This is a genomic window from Spirosoma validum (assembly GCF_014699035.1).
GTDB classification, from domain to species: Bacteria; Bacteroidota; Bacteroidia; order Cytophagales; family Spirosomataceae; genus Spirosoma; species Spirosoma validum.
Map to the genome: position 1 here is coordinate 18029 of NZ_JACXAA010000023.1, position 21964 is coordinate 39992.

20 protein-coding genes are annotated in these 21964 nt (G+C 51.4%); 7 read left to right on the plus strand and 13 right to left on the minus strand.

The annotated features are described in order from the left end of the window. The first annotated feature begins 362 nt into the window (after positions 1–362). The 4 genes from parS (at position 363) to IC230_RS31690 (ending at position 4551) form a co-directional block, all read left to right on the plus strand. Entirely contained in the window at positions 363–845 is a 483-nt protein-coding gene (gene parS, locus IC230_RS31675) for a type II RES/Xre toxin-antitoxin system antitoxin (protein WP_191043096.1), read from the plus strand. Positions 846–864: 19 nt separating this feature from the next. Beyond that, entirely contained in the window at positions 865–1329 is a 465-nt protein-coding gene (locus IC230_RS31680) for an RES family NAD+ phosphorylase (protein WP_191043097.1), read from the plus strand. A 187-nt stretch (positions 1330–1516) separates the two neighbouring features. After that, a complete protein-coding gene (locus tag IC230_RS31685) occupies positions 1517–2128 on the plus strand; it encodes a DedA family protein (RefSeq protein WP_191043098.1) in 612 nt (203 codons plus the stop codon). 224 nt (positions 2129–2352) lie between these two features. Then, the gene (locus tag IC230_RS31690) at positions 2353–4551 is read left to right on the plus strand and encodes a catalase (protein WP_191043099.1); all 2199 of its coding nucleotides are present in this window, start codon (positions 2353–2355) and stop codon (positions 4549–4551) included. 298 nt (positions 4552–4849) lie between these two features. Here IC230_RS31690 and IC230_RS31695 read toward each other — a convergent pair whose 3' ends face one another. From IC230_RS31695 to IC230_RS31720, 6 genes are all read right to left on the minus strand, one after another. Beyond that, a complete protein-coding gene (locus tag IC230_RS31695) occupies positions 4850–5524 on the minus strand; it encodes a DUF429 domain-containing protein (protein ID WP_191043100.1) in 675 nt (224 codons plus the stop codon). A 345-nt stretch (positions 5525–5869) separates the two neighbouring features. Then, the gene (locus tag IC230_RS31700; protein ID WP_191043101.1) at positions 5870–7759 is read right to left on the minus strand and encodes a serine hydrolase domain-containing protein; all 1890 of its coding nucleotides are present in this window, start codon (positions 7757–7759) and stop codon (positions 5870–5872) included. A gap of 29 nt (positions 7760–7788) precedes the next feature. Continuing rightward, positions 7789–8838: a PA14 domain-containing protein gene (locus IC230_RS31705; protein WP_191043102.1), complete on the minus strand. Its 1050-nt coding sequence runs from the start codon at positions 8836–8838 to the stop codon at positions 7789–7791. A 39-nt stretch (positions 8839–8877) separates the two neighbouring features. Beyond that, entirely contained in the window at positions 8878–10530 is a 1653-nt protein-coding gene (pafA, locus tag IC230_RS31710) for an alkaline phosphatase PafA (RefSeq protein WP_191043103.1), read from the minus strand. A gap of 151 nt (positions 10531–10681) precedes the next feature. After that, complete coding sequence (locus IC230_RS31715) at positions 10682–11236, minus strand: hypothetical protein (protein ID WP_191043104.1); 555 nt, start codon at positions 11234–11236, stop codon at positions 10682–10684. Then, positions 11233–11607, minus strand: coding sequence for a PadR family transcriptional regulator (locus IC230_RS31720; RefSeq protein WP_191043105.1), 375 nt, complete (start codon positions 11605–11607; stop codon positions 11233–11235). The genes IC230_RS31715 and IC230_RS31720 overlap by 4 nt, the downstream gene beginning before the upstream one ends. Before the next feature lie 515 nt (positions 11608–12122). Here IC230_RS31720 and IC230_RS31725 point away from each other — a divergent pair. Beyond that, positions 12123–12530 (plus strand): response regulator, encoded by a 408-nt coding sequence (locus IC230_RS31725; protein ID WP_191043106.1) that lies wholly within the window; start codon positions 12123–12125, stop codon positions 12528–12530. Positions 12531–12808: 278 nt separating this feature from the next. On the opposite strand, the gene IC230_RS31730 is transcribed toward IC230_RS31725, so the two are convergent. The 3 genes from IC230_RS31730 to IC230_RS31740 all read right to left on the minus strand — a co-directional run bounded on the left by IC230_RS31730 (position 12809) and on the right by IC230_RS31740 (position 15897). After that, positions 12809–14467 carry a hypothetical protein gene (locus IC230_RS31730; RefSeq protein WP_191043107.1) on the minus strand — a complete coding sequence of 553 codons (1659 nt, stop codon included), beginning with the start codon at positions 14465–14467 and terminating at the stop codon, positions 12809–12811. Between the two features lie 76 nt (positions 14468–14543). Continuing rightward, the gene (locus tag IC230_RS31735; protein WP_191043108.1) at positions 14544–15404 is read right to left on the minus strand and encodes a helix-turn-helix domain-containing protein; all 861 of its coding nucleotides are present in this window, start codon (positions 15402–15404) and stop codon (positions 14544–14546) included. A gap of 154 nt (positions 15405–15558) precedes the next feature. Further along, positions 15559–15897 (minus strand): winged helix-turn-helix transcriptional regulator, encoded by a 339-nt coding sequence (locus tag IC230_RS31740; protein WP_191043109.1) that lies wholly within the window; start codon positions 15895–15897, stop codon positions 15559–15561. A 100-nt stretch (positions 15898–15997) separates the two neighbouring features. Between IC230_RS31740 and IC230_RS31745 the strand changes: the two genes are divergently transcribed. Together IC230_RS31745 and IC230_RS31750 are read left to right on the plus strand one after the other, a co-directional pair. Then, on the plus strand, positions 15998–16741 hold the full coding sequence (locus tag IC230_RS31745; protein WP_191043110.1) for an SDR family oxidoreductase: 744 nt from the start codon (positions 15998–16000) through the stop codon (positions 16739–16741). Between the two features lie 262 nt (positions 16742–17003). Then, the gene (locus IC230_RS31750) at positions 17004–17849 is read left to right on the plus strand and encodes an SDR family oxidoreductase (RefSeq protein ID WP_191043111.1); all 846 of its coding nucleotides are present in this window, start codon (positions 17004–17006) and stop codon (positions 17847–17849) included. A gap of 258 nt (positions 17850–18107) precedes the next feature. Here IC230_RS31750 and IC230_RS31755 read toward each other — a convergent pair whose 3' ends face one another. From IC230_RS31755 to IC230_RS31770, 4 genes are all read right to left on the minus strand, one after another. Further along, positions 18108–19253, minus strand: a complete 1146-nt coding sequence (locus IC230_RS31755) for a chromate transporter (RefSeq protein ID WP_191043112.1) — start codon at positions 19251–19253, stop codon at positions 18108–18110. Between the two features lie 21 nt (positions 19254–19274). After that, positions 19275–20276 carry a DUF1259 domain-containing protein gene (locus IC230_RS31760; protein WP_191043113.1) on the minus strand — a complete coding sequence of 334 codons (1002 nt, stop codon included), beginning with the start codon at positions 20274–20276 and terminating at the stop codon, positions 19275–19277. Between the two features lie 36 nt (positions 20277–20312). Beyond that, positions 20313–20813, minus strand: coding sequence for a hypothetical protein (locus tag IC230_RS31765; protein ID WP_191043114.1), 501 nt, complete (start codon positions 20811–20813; stop codon positions 20313–20315). 143 nt (positions 20814–20956) lie between these two features. Beyond that, positions 20957–21829, minus strand: coding sequence for a chromate resistance protein ChrB domain-containing protein (locus IC230_RS31770; protein WP_191043115.1), 873 nt, complete (start codon positions 21827–21829; stop codon positions 20957–20959). Positions 21830–21964 lie beyond the last annotated feature (135 nt).

Sequence of the window (21964 nt, forward strand, 5' to 3'; positions counted from 1 at the left end):
AGCCAATCCGAAGCTGTATCGACTTTTGCGACAGCCACTATTGTTGTGCTAATTGATTCTTAAATATACAAATGAGTAGCAAAATAATTTAAATAGAATTGATACCAATGACTGGCTAAAAACACGGCTACTAACCCGACGGCCATACCTACCGGCGGCCCGCCAAAACGGGACTGAAAGCAGTGTTATGAACCATAAGAGGCATCTCAATAATCGCCCGATTTTTGAAGCAGATATACACAACTGTTTTTCGTTTCAAAGAGAACCCTTCTCTCGAACGACTATTTATGCAGTAATACTGCTTTTTTGCAGTTGATTTGCTGTAAAAAAGCAGTTATATTTGTCAATAAATAATTATTCTTATGGCTACTCTCCCTCAGCCGCCTGCTCAGAGTTCCTCACCCGCTTCATCAAGGCGACGCGTTACTCAACCAGCCGGGCCAGCAAAGACCCCTTACCAACCCCAACGAGCCACTAGCTTCGCCATCATCGAACAGGCCCAAAAGGGTGTGCCAACTCAGCAAGTGGATCAGCTCGCTGAGCTGCTAGGAATATCACTTAAAGAGATGGCTATCGTTCTGCAAGTTGCCGAACGAACACTACACCGTTTTCGCAGTGAAGGCCAACTGGACCAACAAACTTCTGAGCGATTGTTGTTGCTGGAAAACCTAACGGCTCATGGCCTGCTGGTTTTTGACGGTCGAGCGGAGGCCTTGGCCGATTGGCTACGCTATCCCTTACGGGAGTTGAAAGGACAAGGGCCCCTTCAGTGGCTGAATACCATCAGTGGGTTTAGTTTGGTGGATGATGTGTTGACCCGCATTGAGTACGGCGTCTATTCGTAGCCGATTAGTTTGTTGATTGATGTTGGTATATCGACTTTATAAGAGCAATTACATTGCTCAGCCGTTATCGGCAGAAGGTGCGCGTCGGGCGGGCGGACGCTGGAACCCTAAAGGCTACCCTATTCTTTACACGTCGGCTACCCCCGAGCTAGCTTTACTGGAAATAGTCGCCCATCTCAATCCGCTTTATTTGCCCAACTTCCATTTGCTGGTGCTGGACATACCCGAAACGTATCATGTCGTGTCAGTAGCGGATCTACCCGCTAACTGGCAGGATGAGCAGCAGACTGAGGTTTTACAGTCTTATTTACAGGACTGGCTTGACGCGCCTGACAAGCTGAGTATATCGGTACCTTCTGCAATCGTTAACCGGTCTCGAAACTACTTAGTGCACACGCTTCATCCCCGCTTTGAGGAAGCGGTTAAGATTGTGGAGAACGCACCCTTCCGAATTGATGGCCGTTTACTGAAGGCCAACGGATAGGAGTAGTTCATTCATTTGAGCATTTTTCGAGATACTAACTCAGCAATGGACGATTACGTCAATACAACGCCTTTGTTTATCCTATCTTCTACCAGAATAGATAGGCGTCAGCAAGCAACGGCAAGCGGGGCAATAACCAATTGAGCTTGAATGAGTTTTACCTGAACGCAACGTTATCTTATGAATCATGGACTTTCAGGAACTCATGCTCACCTATGGCTATCCAATGCTGTTCCTCGGCGTGCTGCTGGAGAGTGAAGCCTTTTTATTAATCGGGGTTTATCTAGCCCAAAAAGGGTATTTCTCCCTACCCGCCGTGATTGGCCTGGCTGCGTTTTCTTCGTTTTGTATCACCCAGCTTTGTTTTGGGCTTGGCCATCGTTTTGGCTCAACCTTTATCCGAACTCGACCTCGTTGGCAGCTCCGTTACCAGCGAATTAAGGGATTGATCGATCGCTATGGCACGGGACTGGTGATGGCTTTTCGGGCGTTGTATGGCTTACGGGGAGCTGTTCCGGCCGCTTTAGGGTTGGCGGGCTTTCCCTTGACTCGGTTTACGCTCTATAATGCACTAGGGGCTTGCACCTGGGCGGTGAGTGTGGCTTTTTTGGGCGGTAACGTGGTTAGCGGACTCAACCAGCTCTATGCTAATTATCACCCCTCCAAAACGACAGTCTTGTTTATACTAGTAGGCCTAGGCATCTTATGGCTTGTATACCGACTAGTTAGACAAGCCCGCCTGCGAAAAAAGCCGATTGATAAACCTGTGATTGGGTATCATTCTATTCCACTTAAGTAAGGTTTTGGGAGAATATTCATCTTTATCCGTCCCCTGAAATGTAGGGGCTGTCAGTGGTCGCAATATCCCCGGTAAGCCCATCCCTACCGGCTACCGCGGCCCAAGTCATCGCCTACATTCCCTTACATTTTCTGGATCTGACACCATCTTACTAAACAGCTTGGGTAATTCTGCGTTCGTAAGGAGAAAGCAATTCTGATCCGTTTATTTTTTTCAACAAAACCATGCAGCAAAACAATCCTAAGCCTGGACCAACTACTCCCTCAGAAGGCCAAAATGGCCAACGCTTGGCCAACAAAATTCCAGCCGAGCACCCCATGATGACCGATAATCGCAGTCCGCTGACAACCAATGTCGGTCAGCCCGTTGCCGACGACCAGAATTCGCTGCGGGCGGGTGAACGGGGCCCCACCCTGCTGGAAGATTACATCCTGCGCGAAAAATTGCAGCACTTCGACCATGAACGTATTCCGGAGCGTATCGTACACGCCAGGGGCGCAGCCGCCCACGGTTATTTCCAGCTCTATGAGTCACTGGAAGACCTGACGATAGCCAAGGTACTAACCGACACGACGGTCCAGACGCCCGTTTTTGTTCGATTCTCCACCGTAGCCGGCTCGCGCGGATCGGTCGATACGGCCCGCGATGTACACGGTTTTGCCGTCAAGATGTACACTTCGGAAGGCAACTGGGATATTGTGGGCAACAACATTCCGGTCTTCTTTATCCAGGATGCCATCAAGTTTCCCGATCTAATTCATGCGGCCAAGCCCGAACCCGACCGGGAGATTCCCCAGGCGGCCACGGCCCACGACACCTTCTATGATTTTATCTCGCTTACCCCTGAATCGATGCACATGCTGATGTGGATCATGAGCGACCGGACCCTACCCCGTAGTTTCGGGATGATGGAAGGCTTCGGGGTTCACACCTTTCGCTTGGTCAACGCCCAGGGCAAGTCGACATTTGTCAAGTTCCACTGGAAGCCCCTACTGGGTGTACACTCGCTGGTGTGGGACGAAGCCCAGCAGATTGCGGGCCACGATGCGGATTTTCACCGGCGCGATATGTGGGATTCGATCAAGGAAGGAAATCCCTTCGAGTGGGAACTGGGTATTCAAACGCTGGCCCAAGAAGACGAGCAGACGTACGACTTCGATATTCTGGATGCCACTAAACTGTGGCCCGAAGAGTTGCTACCGGTTCGGCGGGTGGGTAAGATGACGCTCGACCGGAACCCTGACAACTACTTTGCCGAGACCGAACAGGTCGCCTTCAACACGACCAATATCGTGCCGGGTATCGATTTTAGTAACGATCCGCTCCTACAGGGCCGCAATTTTTCCTATCTGGATACGCAGCTCAGCCGACTGGGTAGTCCAAATTTCACCGAGCTACCCATCAATCGCCCCCGTTGTCCGGTTTCCAATAATCAGCGTGATGCCCACATGCGGCATACGATCGATAAAGGCCGGGTTTCCTACGCTCCGGCTTCGCTCGATGGCCACTCACCCGACGAAGTTACCCCGTCCCGGCCCGGTTTTGTGAGCTATCCGGAGCCGGTAAACGGCCCAAAAGTGCGGGTACGCAGTGAAAGTTTTGGGGATCACTACGGCCAGGCCAAGCTCTTTTGGAACAGCATGAGCAGCCCAGAAAAGGAACACATTGTGAAGGCTCTTCAGTTTGAATTAAGCATGGTGGAAACCCAGGCGGTGCGGCAGCGGATGCTGAACCACCTTCAGCAGATCAACGACGTGCTGGCTGAGCAAGTCGCTGCGGCCTTGGGCGAACTACCCGCCGACAAGCTATCAGCGGCCAAACCGCGCGGCACGGCTGATTGGGTCGAAGGGGCCGAGATTCTGGCCGACGCCCAGTCGGAAACCAGTGCCTCGGGTGGGGTGCAGCAGTCGAAGGCGTTGAGTATGGAAGGCCAGCCCACCAGTCCCAAAGGCCGTAAGGTAGCCATTCTGGTCAATTCCGACGTCGACGCCGGGCAGGTCAGTATGCTCAAGGATGCCCTAAAAAAAGCGGGTGCGATCAGTGAACTGGTTGGTCCGCACCTGGGCCGTCTCGCCGGTCCGGAAGGCGATATGAAGATTGCCAAAACCTTTGCTACGGCCAACCCGGCCTTGTACGATGCCGTGTGTGTACCGGGCGGCCCGGGGGTGACCACGCTGATGAAAAAAGGCGACTCGCACGTGTTTCTGGCGCAGACCTACAAACACGGGAAGGCCATTGGCGTACTGGGCGAGGCGGTAGAGCTGCTGAGCGCTGCCCTGCCGGAAGGCCTAGTTGCCGACCAACTGGAAGGCATGGGCGTTACCACAGGACGGAACGATGCTCAGAGCGCCATTGCTCAATTCGTCGGCACCGTCGGCAGGCGTTACTGGAAACGGCCCGCCCTGGAAACGGTAGCCGCTTAAGAGAAGCTCTGCCGCTGCTTGCAGGAAGCTTAAAGACGTTGATTGGGGCCTTTAAGAACGGTCAGGAAAGTGAGCGGCAGATTAGAGGGGTACCTACTGAATTCATATTCGTAGGTACCCCTATTGAGACTAGTAGCCAGTTACATCAAGAAAACGTCTCATTCAAGGAACAGAAAGATGAACATCTTTTTGTCGCAAGCAGGAGCCATTTGTGAGAATCTGTAAACCCGTCGCCGATCGGCTTTCCGATACACACGCGAACGGTCGTTTATCTGGGGATAAAGCCCCCTGTCTTACTTCAGTACAGAATAACATCCTGCCTACCCAACGGTCTATTTTCTGGCACACTTTGCAGAGTAGGCTGACCTGCTCGTATCGCCAGAATTGTCGCGTCGATGACATCATCTTGTTTCACATCGTTCCGTTTCGTCTGCTTAACTGTATGTGCGATCACCTCGGGGTATCGCTCGGCATGCCTGGCAATGATTTCCAGCCTGTCTGTTGCCCCTTCAAGAGTAGACTTTTTCGACTGTAAGGCTTGCCGCCCATTGAGATAATAAAAGCAAAGCTCGGGATGGGCTTCCAGCAAGGGATAATCCGGATGATCACTTAAAAACCGGTCGGCTTCCTTTATTTTTCCGCATATATTCCAGGTTTGTTTTGACACACCTTTGCCGGTGTGAAGCCTATTGAGTCTGTTTGCCTCTGGGTATGTGGCCGCATATACGGCTGCCCGGTGGGGTGTAAAAAAGATGGAGGCTTTCTTTTTAATGCCCAGCAACGCCTGTGCTGCCACTTCGCAGTTACGATAGGTGGTATCGGCAAAGTGGAGCGGTATATCGATTAAGGCTAGCCTAAGGGGAATAGATTGTAATTCATCTAAGCGGCGTATAAAGCAATGCTGCAGACTAGCTTCTTGGTCAATAATAGCAACCAGCCAGCCACCCCTGCATCCATCAATTCCTACATACATAGCTACCTACATTCTATTCTTGCTTGATTAACCAAGATAAGGCGCTAGTTATTTTAGATCGGTTATTAAACCAGCGTTTAGATGAGAATAAGTGAATGGTTGATAAATAATAGTCAATCCACTACTCACTCATTGATTTTCCGTTCATCTGAACGGTGTTGAATCAGTCGCGACTTTGTTGAGGACTTATTGAACGGCCCAACAGGTAATCTAAATTGGAAAGAAAGTAGATTACGTTACCAACGGGAGGAATATGAAGCGAGATAAAGCAATTGCTAGTTAAAGTCGATGGTCTTCAATCGCCAACTTAAATGTTGGCGATTGAAGACCAGAAAGCAATTTCAGTTACAGCGCCCATAAGGTTGGACTCAACCAGCCGTTAATCGCCAGTAAGCTGATCAGATATCCCCCCGTCAGCAAGAGCAAAATAAGATACCCTTTACGCCATTTACCGGCTAGTTTGGACCAGTGCTGAATCAGCAGATAAGTAGTCAACCCGAAACAGAGCGTAAACACCCAAAAACCGCTAAAAATATACCAGGAGTCCGCCGTAGCTGATGTGCCTACAATGGTGTGTCGATCATACTGGGTAAATAATCGGAATAAGGCCCAGAAGAATACCCCACTGCCAACAAGCGGTAGCAGCCGATACCCCCAGGCAGGGTAGTCCCAGGATGACCCCTGAAAGCGGCCTCGTATTCCCTGAACCAGCCAGATGGGTCCGGCCAGGAGCCCGCTCAGCAAAATAACTAAGCTAGTCAACAGCAGAATAATGGGCACCCAGGCCCCCGCCCACGAAACCTGCTGGTAGTAAAGTCCCCCTTCCATTAAGGCCCGGTTACCATCCGAATCCGTGACTAACGCTACGGTTGGGTGATGATTCCAGGCTCCGCGGAAAGTCACAGGCCCCGTAGCCACTAAGGGGAAACGCCCGCCCAGCAATTCCCGCTCGATGAGCGTGTCGCCCTGCTGCTGCAAGCGGAAGCTGTGCTGGAGGCTTTCTAAAAAACCGGTCACCAGGTTTTTGGGACTGGCGAATCGGTAATACCCTAAATAGGGCGTTACGAATGGCTGATCAATGGGCTTGGTTATGGGGGATAAATCCGAAGCGGCCTGGGTTAGAAACGCCTGAATCAGCCGCTCGATGGGATAGAGGTTCTGATGAACGTTGATGGCGCAGGCGTAGCCAATCCCTAGCTGTCGGTTGTAACCGACAGAAGACATAAAGGCCCCAATACTGCCGGTGTGCCCCTGGAACAGGATGCCATTCGCACCCTCCCAGGACGTGTTGCCGAGTCCATACCCCTGATCCAGGCCCGCCCGGGCGGCCAGGGTCGTATGAACCCTTTCCGTCTGGTGTAGCAGGTCCGCCGACAGAAAGGATTTTCCGTTCGCCAGCTTCCACTCTCTCAGATAGGCTTGCAGGCAATGGGCCAGATCAGCGGCTGAAGCCTGGAGCGACCCATTGCCACCCTGGTAAAGTGGCACAAAAGCGGCCTTCTGGTACGTATTCCCGTGCCAATAGTAGCCCTTCGCGTAGCGCTTGCCGGGTTGTTCGCGCAGGGCTACACTACTAATGGCCATGCCTAACGGACGTAGCACGCGTTGATCGACGTAGCTGTCCCAGGGCATACCCGCGGCCTTTTCAATCAGGTAGGCCGCTACATTATAGCCCGGATTAGCGTACGAGTGACGCTCACCCGGCTTCCAACGGACGCGCAGGGAAGGCGCGAAGCGTCGAATCGAGGCCAGCCCCCGCTCATCCACCGGGTCCAGATTCGCCGACTGACCCGGTAGCTTGTCGCCAAACCCGGCCGTGTGTTCCAGCAGGTGGATAACACGGACTGGATTCGTCGCTTCCCAGGGATTGTCAATGGGTAGCTCGGGGGCCAGTTTGCGTACGGGATCATCCAGGCTCAGCTTCCCCGCCTGAACAAGCTGTAAAATACCCAGGGTGGTAAACAGCTTGGTCACCGAACCCATTCGGAACAAATGCGCCGAACTGACGACTTCCTGTTTGTCTACATCGGCCAGACCCAGGCCCCCGGCAAACAGCACCGAGTCACGGGTGGTCAGCACCAGCATCAGGCCGGGGATACGCTGCTGGGCCATCACCCGGCGGAGCGTATCGGTTAATTGCGCCAAGGTGCGGGGCGAAGTGGGGGCTTGGCCGTGGGCTGTGGAGGCCATTAACAGGCCATAAAACATACAGGTCACTATGAAGCGGGTCAACATGGGGTAGGATTTGTTAGGGGTAAAACGAATTAGTCATAGTGCGACAGGATCAGCGTCCGACGATTGCGAGCGCGCCGGGTTGGCATGGCATCCAGCGTGAGGGGCTGCTCATCCCCGTGCCATCGCCCGCGCAGCTGCGTGGGAGCTATGCCCTGCCGGGTTAAATACGCCATCACCACACGCGCCCGGTATTCGGAGAGGGTTTTGTTGAGCCCCCGATCGCCCAGCCGGTCGGCATGGCCCACGACCTCAATCCGGCCCGGTGGGTTCTTCTTCCAGTACACCAGCACACTGTCCAGCTGCTGACGGCTGGCCGGGGTGAGCTCGTAACTACCGGGCGCAAACAGCAGGGAAAGCGGGGCCACAACGGGCGGTGGGCCAGTAACTGGTCGGATTATCAATGGCGGAGCATCATCAACCGGTCGTGGCTGGCTACGCGTGATCCATGTCTGAGCGGTTGGCTCCCGTTTTGGCTTTACCGGCAAGGCCTTTTTGGCCAGTAGCACCAGTGGTATGTCGGGCGTAACGGCCGGTTGGCGCGGGCGATTGGGTCGGGATGGCGGGTGAAGATAGACCGTCGGAATCGTCTCCCCGGGGTCGCTCAGCCACCCAAACCAGCGGTCCGGTTGGTCGGGGCGTTCCCAGCGCAAATCGATGCGCCCGCCATGAATGTCATTAAAATAGTCAATCCGGATCGGGTAGGTCCGGCCCGCCACCAGGTGGATCTGCCCCTCATAATGCCGGTAGGGCGTCAGGTGCCATTCATCGATGACCAGGTGCTTGCCCACCCACAGCCGAATCCCATCATCAACCCCGCAGTAAAACGTGTACTGACCACTCACTGGTGCCCGCAGCCCGCCCGTCCACCGAATGGAGTAATACGACCAGTCTAAGTCCGGTAGCGGGGGGCGGGTTGACCAATCGAAGTCCAGGGTTGGGTCAATACGAACATGGACCTTTTGGGCAAAATCGGTACCCCGGTAGTACTCGCCCGTCAGCCCCTGCTGCGCCCAAAGCGGGAAACTGAGCAGCACCCCACTGAGGCTAGCGGTCAGAAGGCACAATCGGTTAAACGGCATGGCTCTTTTGGCATTTAGGGGACGGAAATCGATTGGACATTAGGGTTGCAGGGCTTCACCAACGGGTTGCCCCGTCGTGCCACTGGGGGGCAGCATCCGTAGCAGCGCCGAGAGCGTGGGGGCAATATCGGAGGGACTGGTAGGCCGCCGGGTTTCGCCCCGGCGAATGCCCCAGCCGTAAAAAATACAGGGCACCTGTCGGTCATAGGTATACGCCGAGCCGTGGGTCGTGCCAATGGGCAGGCCGACAAACCAGCCGGGCTGGTAGATCAACTGCAAATCCCCACTGCGCCGGGCATGGTAGCTATTCTTGTACAGGCGCAGTTGCTCATCCGGTAGGTTAGCCTGGGCCAGCGCCCGCAGGTTGACCAGATCGGCCACGCCGGGGATCGTCGTCAGGCGCGGTTGGAGGGCTTGCTGAACAGCGGATACCGACAGGTTTTTCTCGCGTAGCAGGGCCTGGTTGAGATACAGTTGATCATTCATGCTGCCCATCTGAACATAGTTACCTGGACCAAAGGCATCCAGTAGGGATTGGTTCAGGGTCTGGCTTAACTGGCGGGGATCAATTAGTCCTGCCGGCAGGTGGTGGGCCTGCCAGTAGGCGGGCACGTCCATCACCCCATGATCACCGGTTAAAAAGACGGTGTAGCCGTCGGGCCCCACCCAGCTATCCAGGGCCTTTAACAAGTCCGCTAGCTCCGCATCGAGCCGCAGGAAAATATCTTCCTGTTCGACCGAGGTGGGCCCAAAGGAATGACCCACCAGGTCCGGGGTAGAAAAACTGATGGCCAGAAAATCCGTGGCGGCCCCTTTGCCTAAATTCTCGCCTTTCAAGGCGGCCAGCGCCATCTCCTTGGTTAAGGTGTTGCCCCAGGGCGTGTACGTGAGAAGCTCAAATACCGCACCCGCGGGACCGGCCATTTCGTAGGGAAAGCTGGAGGTCGACTTCCCCGGCAGCTTGTACTCGTAGGGTTGATCATCAGGGGTGCTTTCGGTATACTCGGCCACAGGCCGCAGCGTCTTCCAGCCCCGCTGGCTATACTCCGCCGGCAGCTTGCGGGCATTGAAGGCTTCCACCCAGGCGGGTAGTTGGGACTGATAAAATGAGCTGGTCACCCAGGTGCCGGTTCGACTGTCAAACCAATAGGCACCCCGGGCCGAGTGGCCCGCCGAAAGAATGGCGCTACGATCCTTTAGCGCAATGCCAACCGCTTTGGAGCGAAAATTGGTGGCCAGGGCCAACTGGTCGGCGATTGTGGTCACCAGTAAGTTACGGGGGGAAAACCGGGCGGGCAGGGCGTTGGGATGGCCTACCCCTCGCACGCTGGTGTCTTCCACACAGTAAATGCCTTTAGCCTGGCTGGGATCATACCAGTCATTGCCCACGATGCCATGAATGGCGGGCAGGGAGCCCGAATAGATCGAAGCGTGCCCCGCTGCGGTGGCTGTTAGGGCATAGTCATACTGCGTATTCTGGCAGGTAAATCCCCCCTTCAGGAGTCGTTTGAAGCCCCCGGCTCCGTATTTTTTTTCGTAGCGATAAAGAAAGTCGGCTCGCATCTGGTCGACCACAATACCCACGACCAGTTTGGGGGCTGATACGGGTGAAGGAGACGGCTGACGAGCGGGTTGAGCCCAGGAGTTGGCCATAACGAACAGGCCAAGCAAATAAACGGGTCGAAAAAGCATGTACGTAAACAGGGTTTATAGGTAAGGAAAAGATATATATAGTTTTTCTGTATATTATAGACACAATGAACCAATCACTGAAGCGCCAGTGCTGCCAGAAGCAGGCCAACCGGATAAACTGTTTACCGGTAGCTATCCCTTAATAGGATGATTATCGAGTAACGAGTGCCCGTTTACGCGGGGCGGGCCGACGAACGTATTCCTCGCGAAGGGCGGGATGGCGGACCAGGCTTGTTCGCTGATGGCTACGGGTGTGGCGAAGCCCCTGCAAAAACAGCAGGAGCAGCAACGGGCAAAGCAGGCTGGCCACCAGGCCAACGGGTATAGCGAGTCCCCGGCTCGCCAGTAGCCAGCCGGTGAGCATGACACTTAAAAACGCACCGATCAACAGGGTACTCCGCACGGGTTGAATGAGGCCAAAAGCAGCCTTTTCCCGTTTGGTGAACCGGGCCGGATGCCGCCAGAAACTGGTTCGGGGTAAGGCCCCCTGTCGAATCAAGGTATGTTGGAGGTGACGAACCGACAGCGCCGTAGCCTCCCGCCGGATCATGGCCAGCGCTTGCTCAAAGGAGAGCCCATGACTCATTCGCTCTTCCGCCTGGCAGGCCAGGTAGTCAATTAATTCGTCCATTAATAGCTCAGGGGTACCCACCTGACGCAGATGCTGACGCAGGCAGTAGGTTTGTTGCGGGGTCAAGTAGGTCATAAACCGGTGGCGTCAGGCGAGGGGGGAGTAGACAGGGTAAGCGGCAGCTGCATCAATCGGTTCATCAACTGGGTGAAATGGGTAAAATCCAGTAGTTTTTGGCGAGCGGTTTGGCGACCGGTGAGCGTTAAGACGTAGTACTTACGCAGCCGACCCTCCACTTCTTCGGATTCGGTTCGCACCAGGCTTTCCTGTTCGAGTTTATAGAGGAGGGGGTAGAGCGAGCCAAAGGTGAGCACGATTTCGCCCCGGGTCCGTTCTTTAACAGCCTGGGTAATTTCGTAGCCATACATGCGGTCTTTTTCGGCGAGTAAGCCTAGTACAATGGTTTTGAGCGTTCCCCGAAGGTATTCCGTGGTTGAAGAGTCCATTTCGTTAGTTGGTTCGTCACAGAAATCGCTCAAATATATATAGTTTTTCGATATATACAGAAAAGGTAAATAATTTTTTCGGTATAGTGGTACTTATCTGCCTGGATGGGGCGACAAGGGACAGTGATCAGTCCTTCTTATGGGCAACTAGGCTTTTATTAAACGAGAGCCGGTGAGTCTAATCGGATCGTATATACTAAAATCAGGCAAGTATCATATAGGCTATTCAGTCCCCTTTGCGTTTTAATAGCTTACTTCACTCGAGTACAGCCATTGGTATTGACTGCCTCACAAAACACCCTATTTATTGATACGTAATTCGTACTCGTCTCAAGTGGGAACTATTGATGAGACGATTATTTGTTAATAACAATCAACACTAATCCATAGCATATGGAATTGGAATAAGTACAGGTGACGAAAGTCATGGTAGAAATTTGGTTATTAGTTTATTTTTAGGCAACGACTCGAACGCTTATAGATACTAAAAGGTTGATTCGTTGACAACTTGTACAATGAACGATTTCAAGAAGAAGTGGGTCATTCTCGTCGACGATGATGAAGATGACCGATTTTTGTTTCAACAGGCTTTCCGCCCCTACTCCTCAAATTATCTCTTGCAGACATTAGCAACTGGACCTGAACTTTTCCAACTCTTGGAGGACTCGTTGGGTCTGCCAGCGTTAATCATCCTGGATCTGAACATGCCCCTGGTCGATGGATTCGAGGTGCTCACTTGGCTTCGTAGCCATGCTGATTACGCGTTGATTCCGACTGTGATTTTAACCACTTCTGCTGACCAAACGGATCGTCAACGGGCTCAAGAGTTAGGTGCTAACCGGTTCTTGACCAAACCGCCCACCCTTCCAGATTTAACTAAGTTGGTTGCTGGTCTGGAGCAGGACTGGTTAGTACGTTTATAGATATAGACTCGTCAATAGTAAAAACAATCAACCTTTGGGCATAACCAACTAAAGAGCTGTATCGCCGGGTGGGCAAATTTCCAGCCGCAGACAGTCGTCACGGCCGGTCCGGCAACGGCGGACCGTGCCGGAGCAGGACCGTTTGCCATAGTGAAGGCTTCTCATTTGGGGGAGGGTTAATTGATACTGGCTGAGTTGTTATTAGTTGATCTTAGTGAATTGTCAGCCAGTCAAGTATAAGCAGCTAATGAAGGTAAACGGGCTTTGACTGCTTTCGGCTATCGACTTACCGAAACAACCATGTTGTCCACTGGCAACAAGACCCGGTCCTTCATCTGGGTAAAAGCCAGTCCAAGCGCACGCTTATTTTTTGCTATTGGCCTTGGCTTGGTTGCTTTCCCGTTGACAATGAAGACAATAGGCTTGCTTATGTCAACTAGTTCTGGGTAGACATAAAAGGTGAATTCCCGAACACCAGATGTCCGTACGGTAATGGTATTGTGTTGAATACGCGCCTCAATGACCCCTGTTTTGTGAGTGTTGAAATTCACTTTCCCCCGGTTTTCTCTGGTCGTAACCTCCGGGTTATAGGAATGCACCCACGCCGCGGGCGCTGTTACTGTGTCGAGTTGGGTAATAGCGAGCCAGTCACAGCGACCGTTATGGATATTGTCGGTTTCCCATCTAATCGTAGGCGAGAAAGGATTCCGCACCCTAGCAAATAGGCTATCATAGGCAAAGCGTACCCGGTTGGCCTGATTAAGTGGTAATCCGTGATCGCCATCCAGGGCGTAGTTCTGCCAATTCGCCCCTATCCCTTGCGCGTACCGATAAATGCTATCGACTTTACTCAGCTTAAACAGGTGGTCACTTTTAGCATTTACCCCATAAAAGGGGCGATTGTTCGACAAGTTTCGCAGGGGGGTATTGGTGATATACGACTGAGGAAAGTAGGTAAAAGCCAGGAACGAGGCAAACGTTGTCGGTTGGTTAATGGCAAAGTAGAAGGCCCCTTCTCCACCATTAGAATGACCCGCTAACCACACCCGATTATCATCAATATTATAGAGCGACTTTAGAAAGGCTACCTCCGTCAAGATAGCCTGAAAGGCTAATGGATGATACAACCAATGAAGATCTTTTCGAGCAAATGGATATAGGATGAAGGCCCCCTCCGCTAACGCTTTCTCAAACACAGGAGCTTCATAACTAGGCGCGTTTCCCCGGACCATAAACTGGGGGCGCCCCCGAACAGCACCTTGCAAGAAGACATACAAAGGGGTTTTCTGCCCAGGGTGGTACTGTTTGGGAATATGAATCAGAAAAGGTACCGTCAGGGTATCATTGATCCTGATTTGATATAACGTCCACTGGTCCAAGACAGGCGGTGTCTGGTAAGAATTATAGTTTTTCAAGCGCTGATATACCCGATCGAAATCGCCTTCTCCAATCAGCTTCGCTAACCGCTGGTGATCCAACAGAGCCGACGTATTGAGTCGTTTTGTCGTATCGGTTATTCCCTGGTAGTAACGCCGATTAGCGGTCTGTACCGAGTCGTATTTGGGTTTGGTCAAAGCGATGGCTTTTTGCCAGGTCTGGGTGCTTGACACACAGGTCAGCAACGTGCTGTCCTGCTGAAAGTCATAATACATCGAGTAGTGTAAATGCTTGTTGACTAACTCCTCAAAATAGGTTTTTGCTTTGTCATCCTCCTTAGTTTGACAGGCGCTAATCACTGCCCGGTAATAGTTATAGTTGTTCTGGTAGTCTTTGATCCCTGTGGCCAGGAGCTTTTCTGTCCAGTACAAGCTTTTCGCATAATTCTTCTGATTGTAACTGGCAAAAGCCCGGTCATTGTAGACAGCCGCAGAATCCGCTTGTCCACTAACGTTGTGCGTGATGACGAGTATGAATAAGCTAAGTAGGTAACGTTTCATAAAATGCCAAGTGAATGAGTTGGCACAAATATGCGAAGTAGATATTAAGGTAAATTGTATTTTTTGGACAGCGGGGTTAGGAATCGATCACGTTCATTACTAACTGATTGTCGGCTAGCTTACTGATAGTTTTAAGGAGTCTCTTCGGGTTATGCCCCGTAAATTGACGGTAGGTTTTAATAAAATAAGCCTGATCATAGAAGTTGCTCTCATAGCCCGTCTGGGTAAGGCTTTTGAAGTGTTCATGCAACACCTGATCGCGCAAAGAGTGTCGAAACCGAGCTATTTTGCGATAACTAGCTGGCGATAAGCTCATATTTTTTACGAACAATCGATGAAACGTTCTGACATTCATGTTTACTTCATCCATGATCGTCCGAACCGTAGGTTCATGGTCGAAGTCGGCCAATCTGAGTAGTGCGTGAGTAAGGATTTGTTCATAGGGTATAGGTTGATAGATCGCCACCAAATAGGTTTCCAATAGCCGGATTCGTTGCTCCAGACTATCCGTATCAAAAAAGGCACGAATAAAGCCTTGATGATTCGAATGCTGATCCCAATCGGTAAATACTTGGGAGGCATTAGGCGTAATCTCAACCAAGGGTTTAGTAATGAAGTGATTCAATCCCAATGGGTTGAAAACAATCGTGATCTTGTCAACCATGCCTCTCAACTCCACATAATGTGGCTGTTCGTAGCGGCCTTGAGCAATTAACAAGGGGTCTGCCTGCGGATAACTGGAGACGGTAATAGCGGTGTCTTCAATTCGGCAATAAGCGTGCTTATGAATATTGAGGGATTGTAGGATATTAGGAAACACATAATACTGACTGACAAAGTCAGGCGAATCGGTACGCAGGAAGTAGTAATACTGGATGTATTGCTTGAGCAGTGGATGAGATGGATAGAAATGTTCAACATCGGTGATGTGCTGCATAGACCCGTAATGTGTCATCTCAAAGATGCCTCCACAAGTAAAACGTTGCAGGGTAAATGACTCTGATATCAAATAACGCCCGATTATCTGATACAACAAAAGAAGCCTATTCGTCTCAGCCACGAGCCTTATTTGAGACAGCAGTGCTTACCCCTCACCCCATGATTACACGGCGATGGGATGATCCCCATTTCGCTAGATCATGAATGATGCCTTGTAATGTCCAGCCATAATCGGTCAAACTATACTGGACTGTCACAGGCTGAGTAGCCAGGACGGTTCGCTTGATCAGTTTGTTTTGCTCCAATTCTTTAAGCTCTTTGCTTAATTGCTTATTCGAAATACCCACCATGTCGTTCGATAGATCGGAAAACCGTCTCCGCTCATAATAACACATTGAGGACAGAATGGAAATCTTCCATTTCCCATTCAACACATCCATAGCGTCATGGATCGCCAGGATGTCTGCTTTGTGACATACTTGTTCAGCCATAAGTTACTTAGTTACCCCAACTATACCGTTACTTCTGGTAACCAAGTTACCAAAGTAAATGTTCCTGCACTAATTTATGGTGTAGTTAAAAAACATAATAATGGATTTCAAGAACAAAAAGGTAGTCATAACTGGCGGAAGCCAGGGTATAGGTTTTGCGACCGCAAAGGCATTTAGTCAAAAGGGGGCAAATGTTTTGATTACGGGCAGAAATGCAGACAGCCTGCGAAAAGCAGCTGATGAAATCAACAGTTCAACCCTGCAAACGCTGTTGGCTGACACCTCGACCATAGAAGGAATTAGGGCGCTGGAAAAAGTGGTAGCCGAAAGTGGCCAGTCCGTCGATGTATTATACCTCAATGCGGCTATTGGCGTATTTGCGCCCATTCAACAGGTCACAGAAGCGGATTTCGATGCGCAATTCAACACCAATGTCAAGGGCCACTTCTTTACGCTTCAAAAGCTCATACCGCATTTAGCGGATGGGGCTTCAGTGATCTTTACATCCTCTGGTGTGGTGAGGGCCGCGGGGACAGCCAGCAGCGTGTACTCGGCAACCAAAGCGGCTTTGAACAAGATCGCCGATATTGCCGTCAATGAGCTGGCTGACCGAAAGATCCGGGTGAATATTGTCAGCCCTGGCCCGATTCAAACCCCGGGTCTGCTTTCCCTGACCACCGCTGAAACCCAAGCTTACCTGGCTTCGAGAAGTGCTCTTCAACGACTGGGCCGTGCGGACGAAGTGGCCAATACCGTTTTGTTCCTAGCTTCAGAGGATGCCGGCTACGTGAATGGGGCTGATATTGCTGTTGACGGAGGATCAATTCAGTATATGCTTAAATAATGAGCTTTTAAGTCTATCCATGGCCGGCCAGTTAAAGCTTCCAGTCATGGATAGGCTATTGACCACCAAAATACTGTTTCTCAAAACATCCGATTTTGTCGTCAAGAAATTCGTTGCCTTCGTCGTTGGGAGCAATCTATAAGCTCTTGATTAAACTCACTTCTTGACCAACCCAATTAGGCATTCACGGGTTTATGGTCAAGACGAACCTTCCGAAAGCCTAGGTGATAACCTTATTTCTATAACTTCTTCGTTTCTGCTCATGCCGACTATTTTTATAACGGGTGCCTCATCGGGATTAGGGAAAGCCACTGCCAACCTGTTTGCCGCCCGCGGCTGGCAGGTCATAGCTACTATGCGCCACCCCGAACAGGAAACCGAGTTGACAAAATTGCCCAATGTCCGCCTGTTGACCCTCGACGTAACTGATCCGGTATCCATTGAATCGACCGTGCAACGCGCTATTACCGTGTCTGCTGTCGATGTCGTGTTTAACAACGCAGGCTATGGCCTCATCGGTGCCTTGGAAGCGGTCTCTGATGAACAGATAACGCAATTGGTGAATACGAACCTACTGGGTGTTATCCGGGTTACCAAAGCCTTTCTTCCGCACTTGCGGGCCAAGAAATCCGGCTGTATCATTAATACCACATCGATTGGTGGGCTTATTGCGTTCCCGCTCTACTCGATTTACCACGCGACAAAGTGGGCTGTTGAGGGCTGGAGCGAGAGTATGTCCTTTGAACTGGCGCTACATAACATCCAGATTAAAACCGTTTCGCCAGGCGGCATAGCCACCGATTTCACCGGCCGCTCGCTGGTTGTGGTCGAGCATGGGGCCTATGGTGATCTCTTGCAAAAGCTGATGAGTGGACAGGAAAATGTCCAGTTCTCAGCCTCCGAAGCCATTGCCGAAGTGGTGTACCAGGCTGCCACCGATCAGCAGGATCAACTCAGCTACCCGGCAGGGGCAGACGCCATCGCCACCTGCGCACACCGGCTGGGGGTTAGACCCGAAGCCTTCCGCCAGGAGGTGGCCAGCCGGTTTGCCTCGGATCAGGAAGCTAGTTTAAGTAGGCTACGTTCCGGTAAAAACGACGGTAATTAACGATGTTTACTGATTATATCCGGATGATTTTGGATCCAAAGACCACTAAGGGTTGGTAAGCGAACAAGTGATGAAAACCTCTGGCTTATAAGACTAAAGGTTGGCTGTCGCCAGATGTTATTGTCGAGGCCTACAAGCAGATCAATGAACACGCTCTCAGCTCATTTTATAGAGCATTTTTTGAGAATTTATTAAACATTGGTAACAGACCCGCAGCAACCATCACAGATTCATTACCCTGTCCAAATACGAACGACCTTATGGAATGTAACGCATCAGCAAACCAATCATAGCAGCACCACCAATGATGCTTAATTCAGGTAATTTCTTGAACCTATAAAGCAGTCCAACAGTGGCTAGGGCAATCAAAATAGCAGGTATATCAACCAATTGCCGACGCGCTAGCACCACTACAGCCCCGGCTATCGCTCCGACAGCCGCAATAGTGATTCCATCCACAAATGCTTTGACGCCTGGATGCTTACCCCAGCGTTTAAAGTATGGTGCAGGGAGAACTGTCAATAAGTAACAGGGTAGGAACGTGGCCAGCGCAGCTACACAAGCACCCGGAAAACCTGCTACCAGATAGCCAATAAAAGCAACCGTAATGACGACCGGGCCGGGAGTAATCATGGCCACTGCCACCGCGTCCAAAAACTGTTGCTCGTTCAACCAGCCATATTCTTTGACTACACCACCATACAAAAAGGGGACGATGGCCAATCCGCTCCCGAATACGAACGTTCCCGCTTTAGCGAAGAAGATAGCCAGCTTCCAAAGGACCGAGTCAGTGGGGAAATTTTGAAGTGGTGGCAGCAAAAAGGCGATACTATTTCCCACACCGGGGCGGATCAATTGGGGGGGTGTTTTCACCAGCCAATAAATGGCTCCTGACAATAAGACCAGCCACAACAATTCCGATTCCGTAACAGCGGTAGCAATGGCAGACACGGCAAATAAGGCCCAGCCCAGTTGATCTTTCCCTACGGTTTTGGTCGTCAGCTTGTAACTGCCAATGGCGATGATGCCGATCACGGCGGCTCCAATGCCGTAGAAGATGGCCTGCATCCAGGGTAGACCACCGAATTGCAGATAAGCCCAGCCCAGCGCCACCACCAGGACAAACGAAGGCAGGATGAAGGCCACACCCACGAGCGTAGCCCCCCAAATGCCATAATGAACATAGCCTAGGTAGATGGCCAATTGAGCAGCTAAAGGGCCAGGAGCCAATTGCGCCAACGCCATACCCTCCCGGTAATCGTCTTCACTGATCCACTGCCGTTCCATCACCAAATCACGGTGCATGGCACTGACCAGGGCGGGCGGGCCGCCAAAGCCCAACGTGCCCAAACGGGCAAAATAAAGCACCAGATCATTCAATGAATAAGAAGCGTTTTGTTTCATGGGTGGAGATGTCGTTAAAAACTAGTGTTTCATGTGGCCCGCTTTTCCCAATTGGTCGAGTGCCGCCCGGAATCCTTTGGCCAATTCAGGGGCCGGTCCGCGACCATAATAATGCAGGAAAACGGTTCGCGGCTGTTCACCCAGCATGTGATGGTGAATGGCGACCACTTCGAGTTTATGGTTGCGTAGGGCACTCACCACATTGTTCACTTCACCTTCCAGCATGGCGATATCGCCCGCGATGTGCGCACTATCCTGCTTACCGGCAAAGGAGGCCCAGGAGTTCAGCCCGATGGCGGCTGTCATCTCGGCCCCCATTGCGACGGTGTGCAGATCGTCGCGTCCGACGGTGTATTTATAGGTGGGGCCATTGACGACGCCTTTGTAATTGACCAGGGCATCGAGCGCGGGTAGATCGAACAGCTCCTTGCCCGTTTGGGGCGTGCCGGTAGCGGCTGGGGTCGCGTTGTTGCCTGATTGTGCCGTTGCGGGTGCAGTCGTTTGGGGCTGATTGGCTGGAAATAGCTTGGTATTTCCTATGGCCGTGGCATATTTTTTGGCCAGCTCCGCCGTAGTGCCCATGCCGTGCAGGTGCATGTAGAAAATGCGCGGCTGTTCGTAGAAAAAATGGTTATGGATAGCCCCCACTTCCAGGCCAGCGGCATGGGTCGCGTCGATCAGCGGATTCACTTCGTCTTCGAGTAATACCGTATCGCTCATCATGACGGTTTGTTTACCATCCAATGTTTTCTTGAAGGATACCCAGCCGCCAAAACCGAACGGAATCGGCACCGGCTCTCCTTTGATGGTTACTTTCAGATCATTGCGGGGCAGTGGTACGGTGTAGGTGGCTTGAGCTTCGTTATAGGTGCCCTTTTTGCCCAAGGCATTGGCAATCGCGTCCTGTTCTTCTACCGGCAGGGCGAGAGTTTTGAAGCTGAGTTCACCCTTGTCCAGTGACCCACCACAAAGGGGAATGGCACCAATTGCGGTTGCGGTTTGTAGGAAATTTCGTCTTCTCATCGAGTAACTGAAATCGTTTATAGGTTGACTAAATGATTAGAAAACAATGCCAAACTGAAAGCCAATTGTTGCCGATGTGGGGCGGTCGCTGCCGAAACGAATCGGAATGGGCACCGCCACAAAATAGTTGAGCGTTTGACCATGCCGGACAATTTTATTAAACACGGGTGTCACGCCATACCGACCCGAAGTTTCAAACGCCAGGCGTCCAGCAAACGTAAAATCATGGCCAAGATTGACCAGCACGCCAGGATGAAACAGCACATTGGCCACACGGCTCGTCCCGTCCTGGGCCCGGATCAAGGGCACGATTTCGACCGAAAAACCGATTTGTTTGGTCTTCCATAGATTGAGGCCAATGGGGAAACCGACCACATAATAATTGCTAAAGTTCGTCTCAGAACCATGCTCATCAACGGTCATCAACGGATGAAGAACACCGAGATAGCCAACCATGCGCGGATAGGTTGGTGTCGGTGGTGAGGGTGGTGTTTGGGCAAAAACACAATTTCTATTTAGGCACGAAAGCAGTGCCATGAAGAGAAATGCAGTGGGATAATTGAGTAGCCCGCCCCTACCTGGTTTGGCCGATTTTGGGTTGAAATGAATTCGGTCCATCAATGACGTATCAGTTTTTAACGCAAGGATACGCCGATGGTCAGGCCCGAAATAGAATGAATTTAACCTTTTGTATCTGCTTTACCTTTTGCCCTATTTTTTCGGTAATCAGACGGATTTTTTCCAACCTGTTTTTTGAAAATACGGGTGAAATGGCTCTGGTCTGAGAATCCAGTTAGGTAAGCGATTTCGGTCAGGGTGTAGGTGGTGTTTTCCAGTAACTGGAGGGCTTTCTCGATCCGCAGTTTGCGAATGTATTCGCCAAAGGAAAGATCATCGAAATAGCGAGCAAAGGTGCGAGAAACATAAGCTGGATTCACGTCCAAGCTTTCCGATAATTCGGTCAAACTGAGCCGGTACGCCGGTGCGATCAGATTTGTATCAATCTGGTCTTGAATCAGCTCTTTCAACCCATCGACCCAAGCGGGCGGTTTCCGGTTGCCTGCTGGTTTGAGATACGCATGCAACACCTGCAATAAGAGCCGTTCGGTAGGGCTTTGGGTATGTTTGACGGTTTGAAGGTGTTTGGCCCAACTATAGAGCGCATCGTAAACGATAATGCCTTGCAACAGTAATTCTTGGTCATCGGTAATATTAAACGATAACCCCGCCGAGATTGCCCATAGGCCCGCCGATTGGGCCGCTAAGCTGTGATCGTCGGTATCAGCTCCCCGAACTATGGGGGCGATGGCCAGTAAAGCCGGATCGGTGAGTTTGTGTTTTTGCAGAAAGTAATCGAAGGTGCAGCGGTCTTCGTAATGTGTGTACTCAACACCCGGCACATCAAAAGGAATCGCATCTAGTTCCTGTGCCTGCTGAATGACTCGATCTTCAGGTACATAAATGATGGTGGTTTCCAAGTCGATAAATCGTTTTATAAGCCACGGGCAGGCAAGTCGGTCAATTTTTGGGCGTTCTCGTGTAATCCAATTCATACTTAAAAAATGACGTAGCGAGATAAGTAACAAAGCAGATTATATTACTATCTCACGAAACGCCCGAATTATAGACACTCCCTCGTCTCAGGCAGGAGCCTTTTGTGAGAAGGTATAGTGTATCGGAATAAGGTT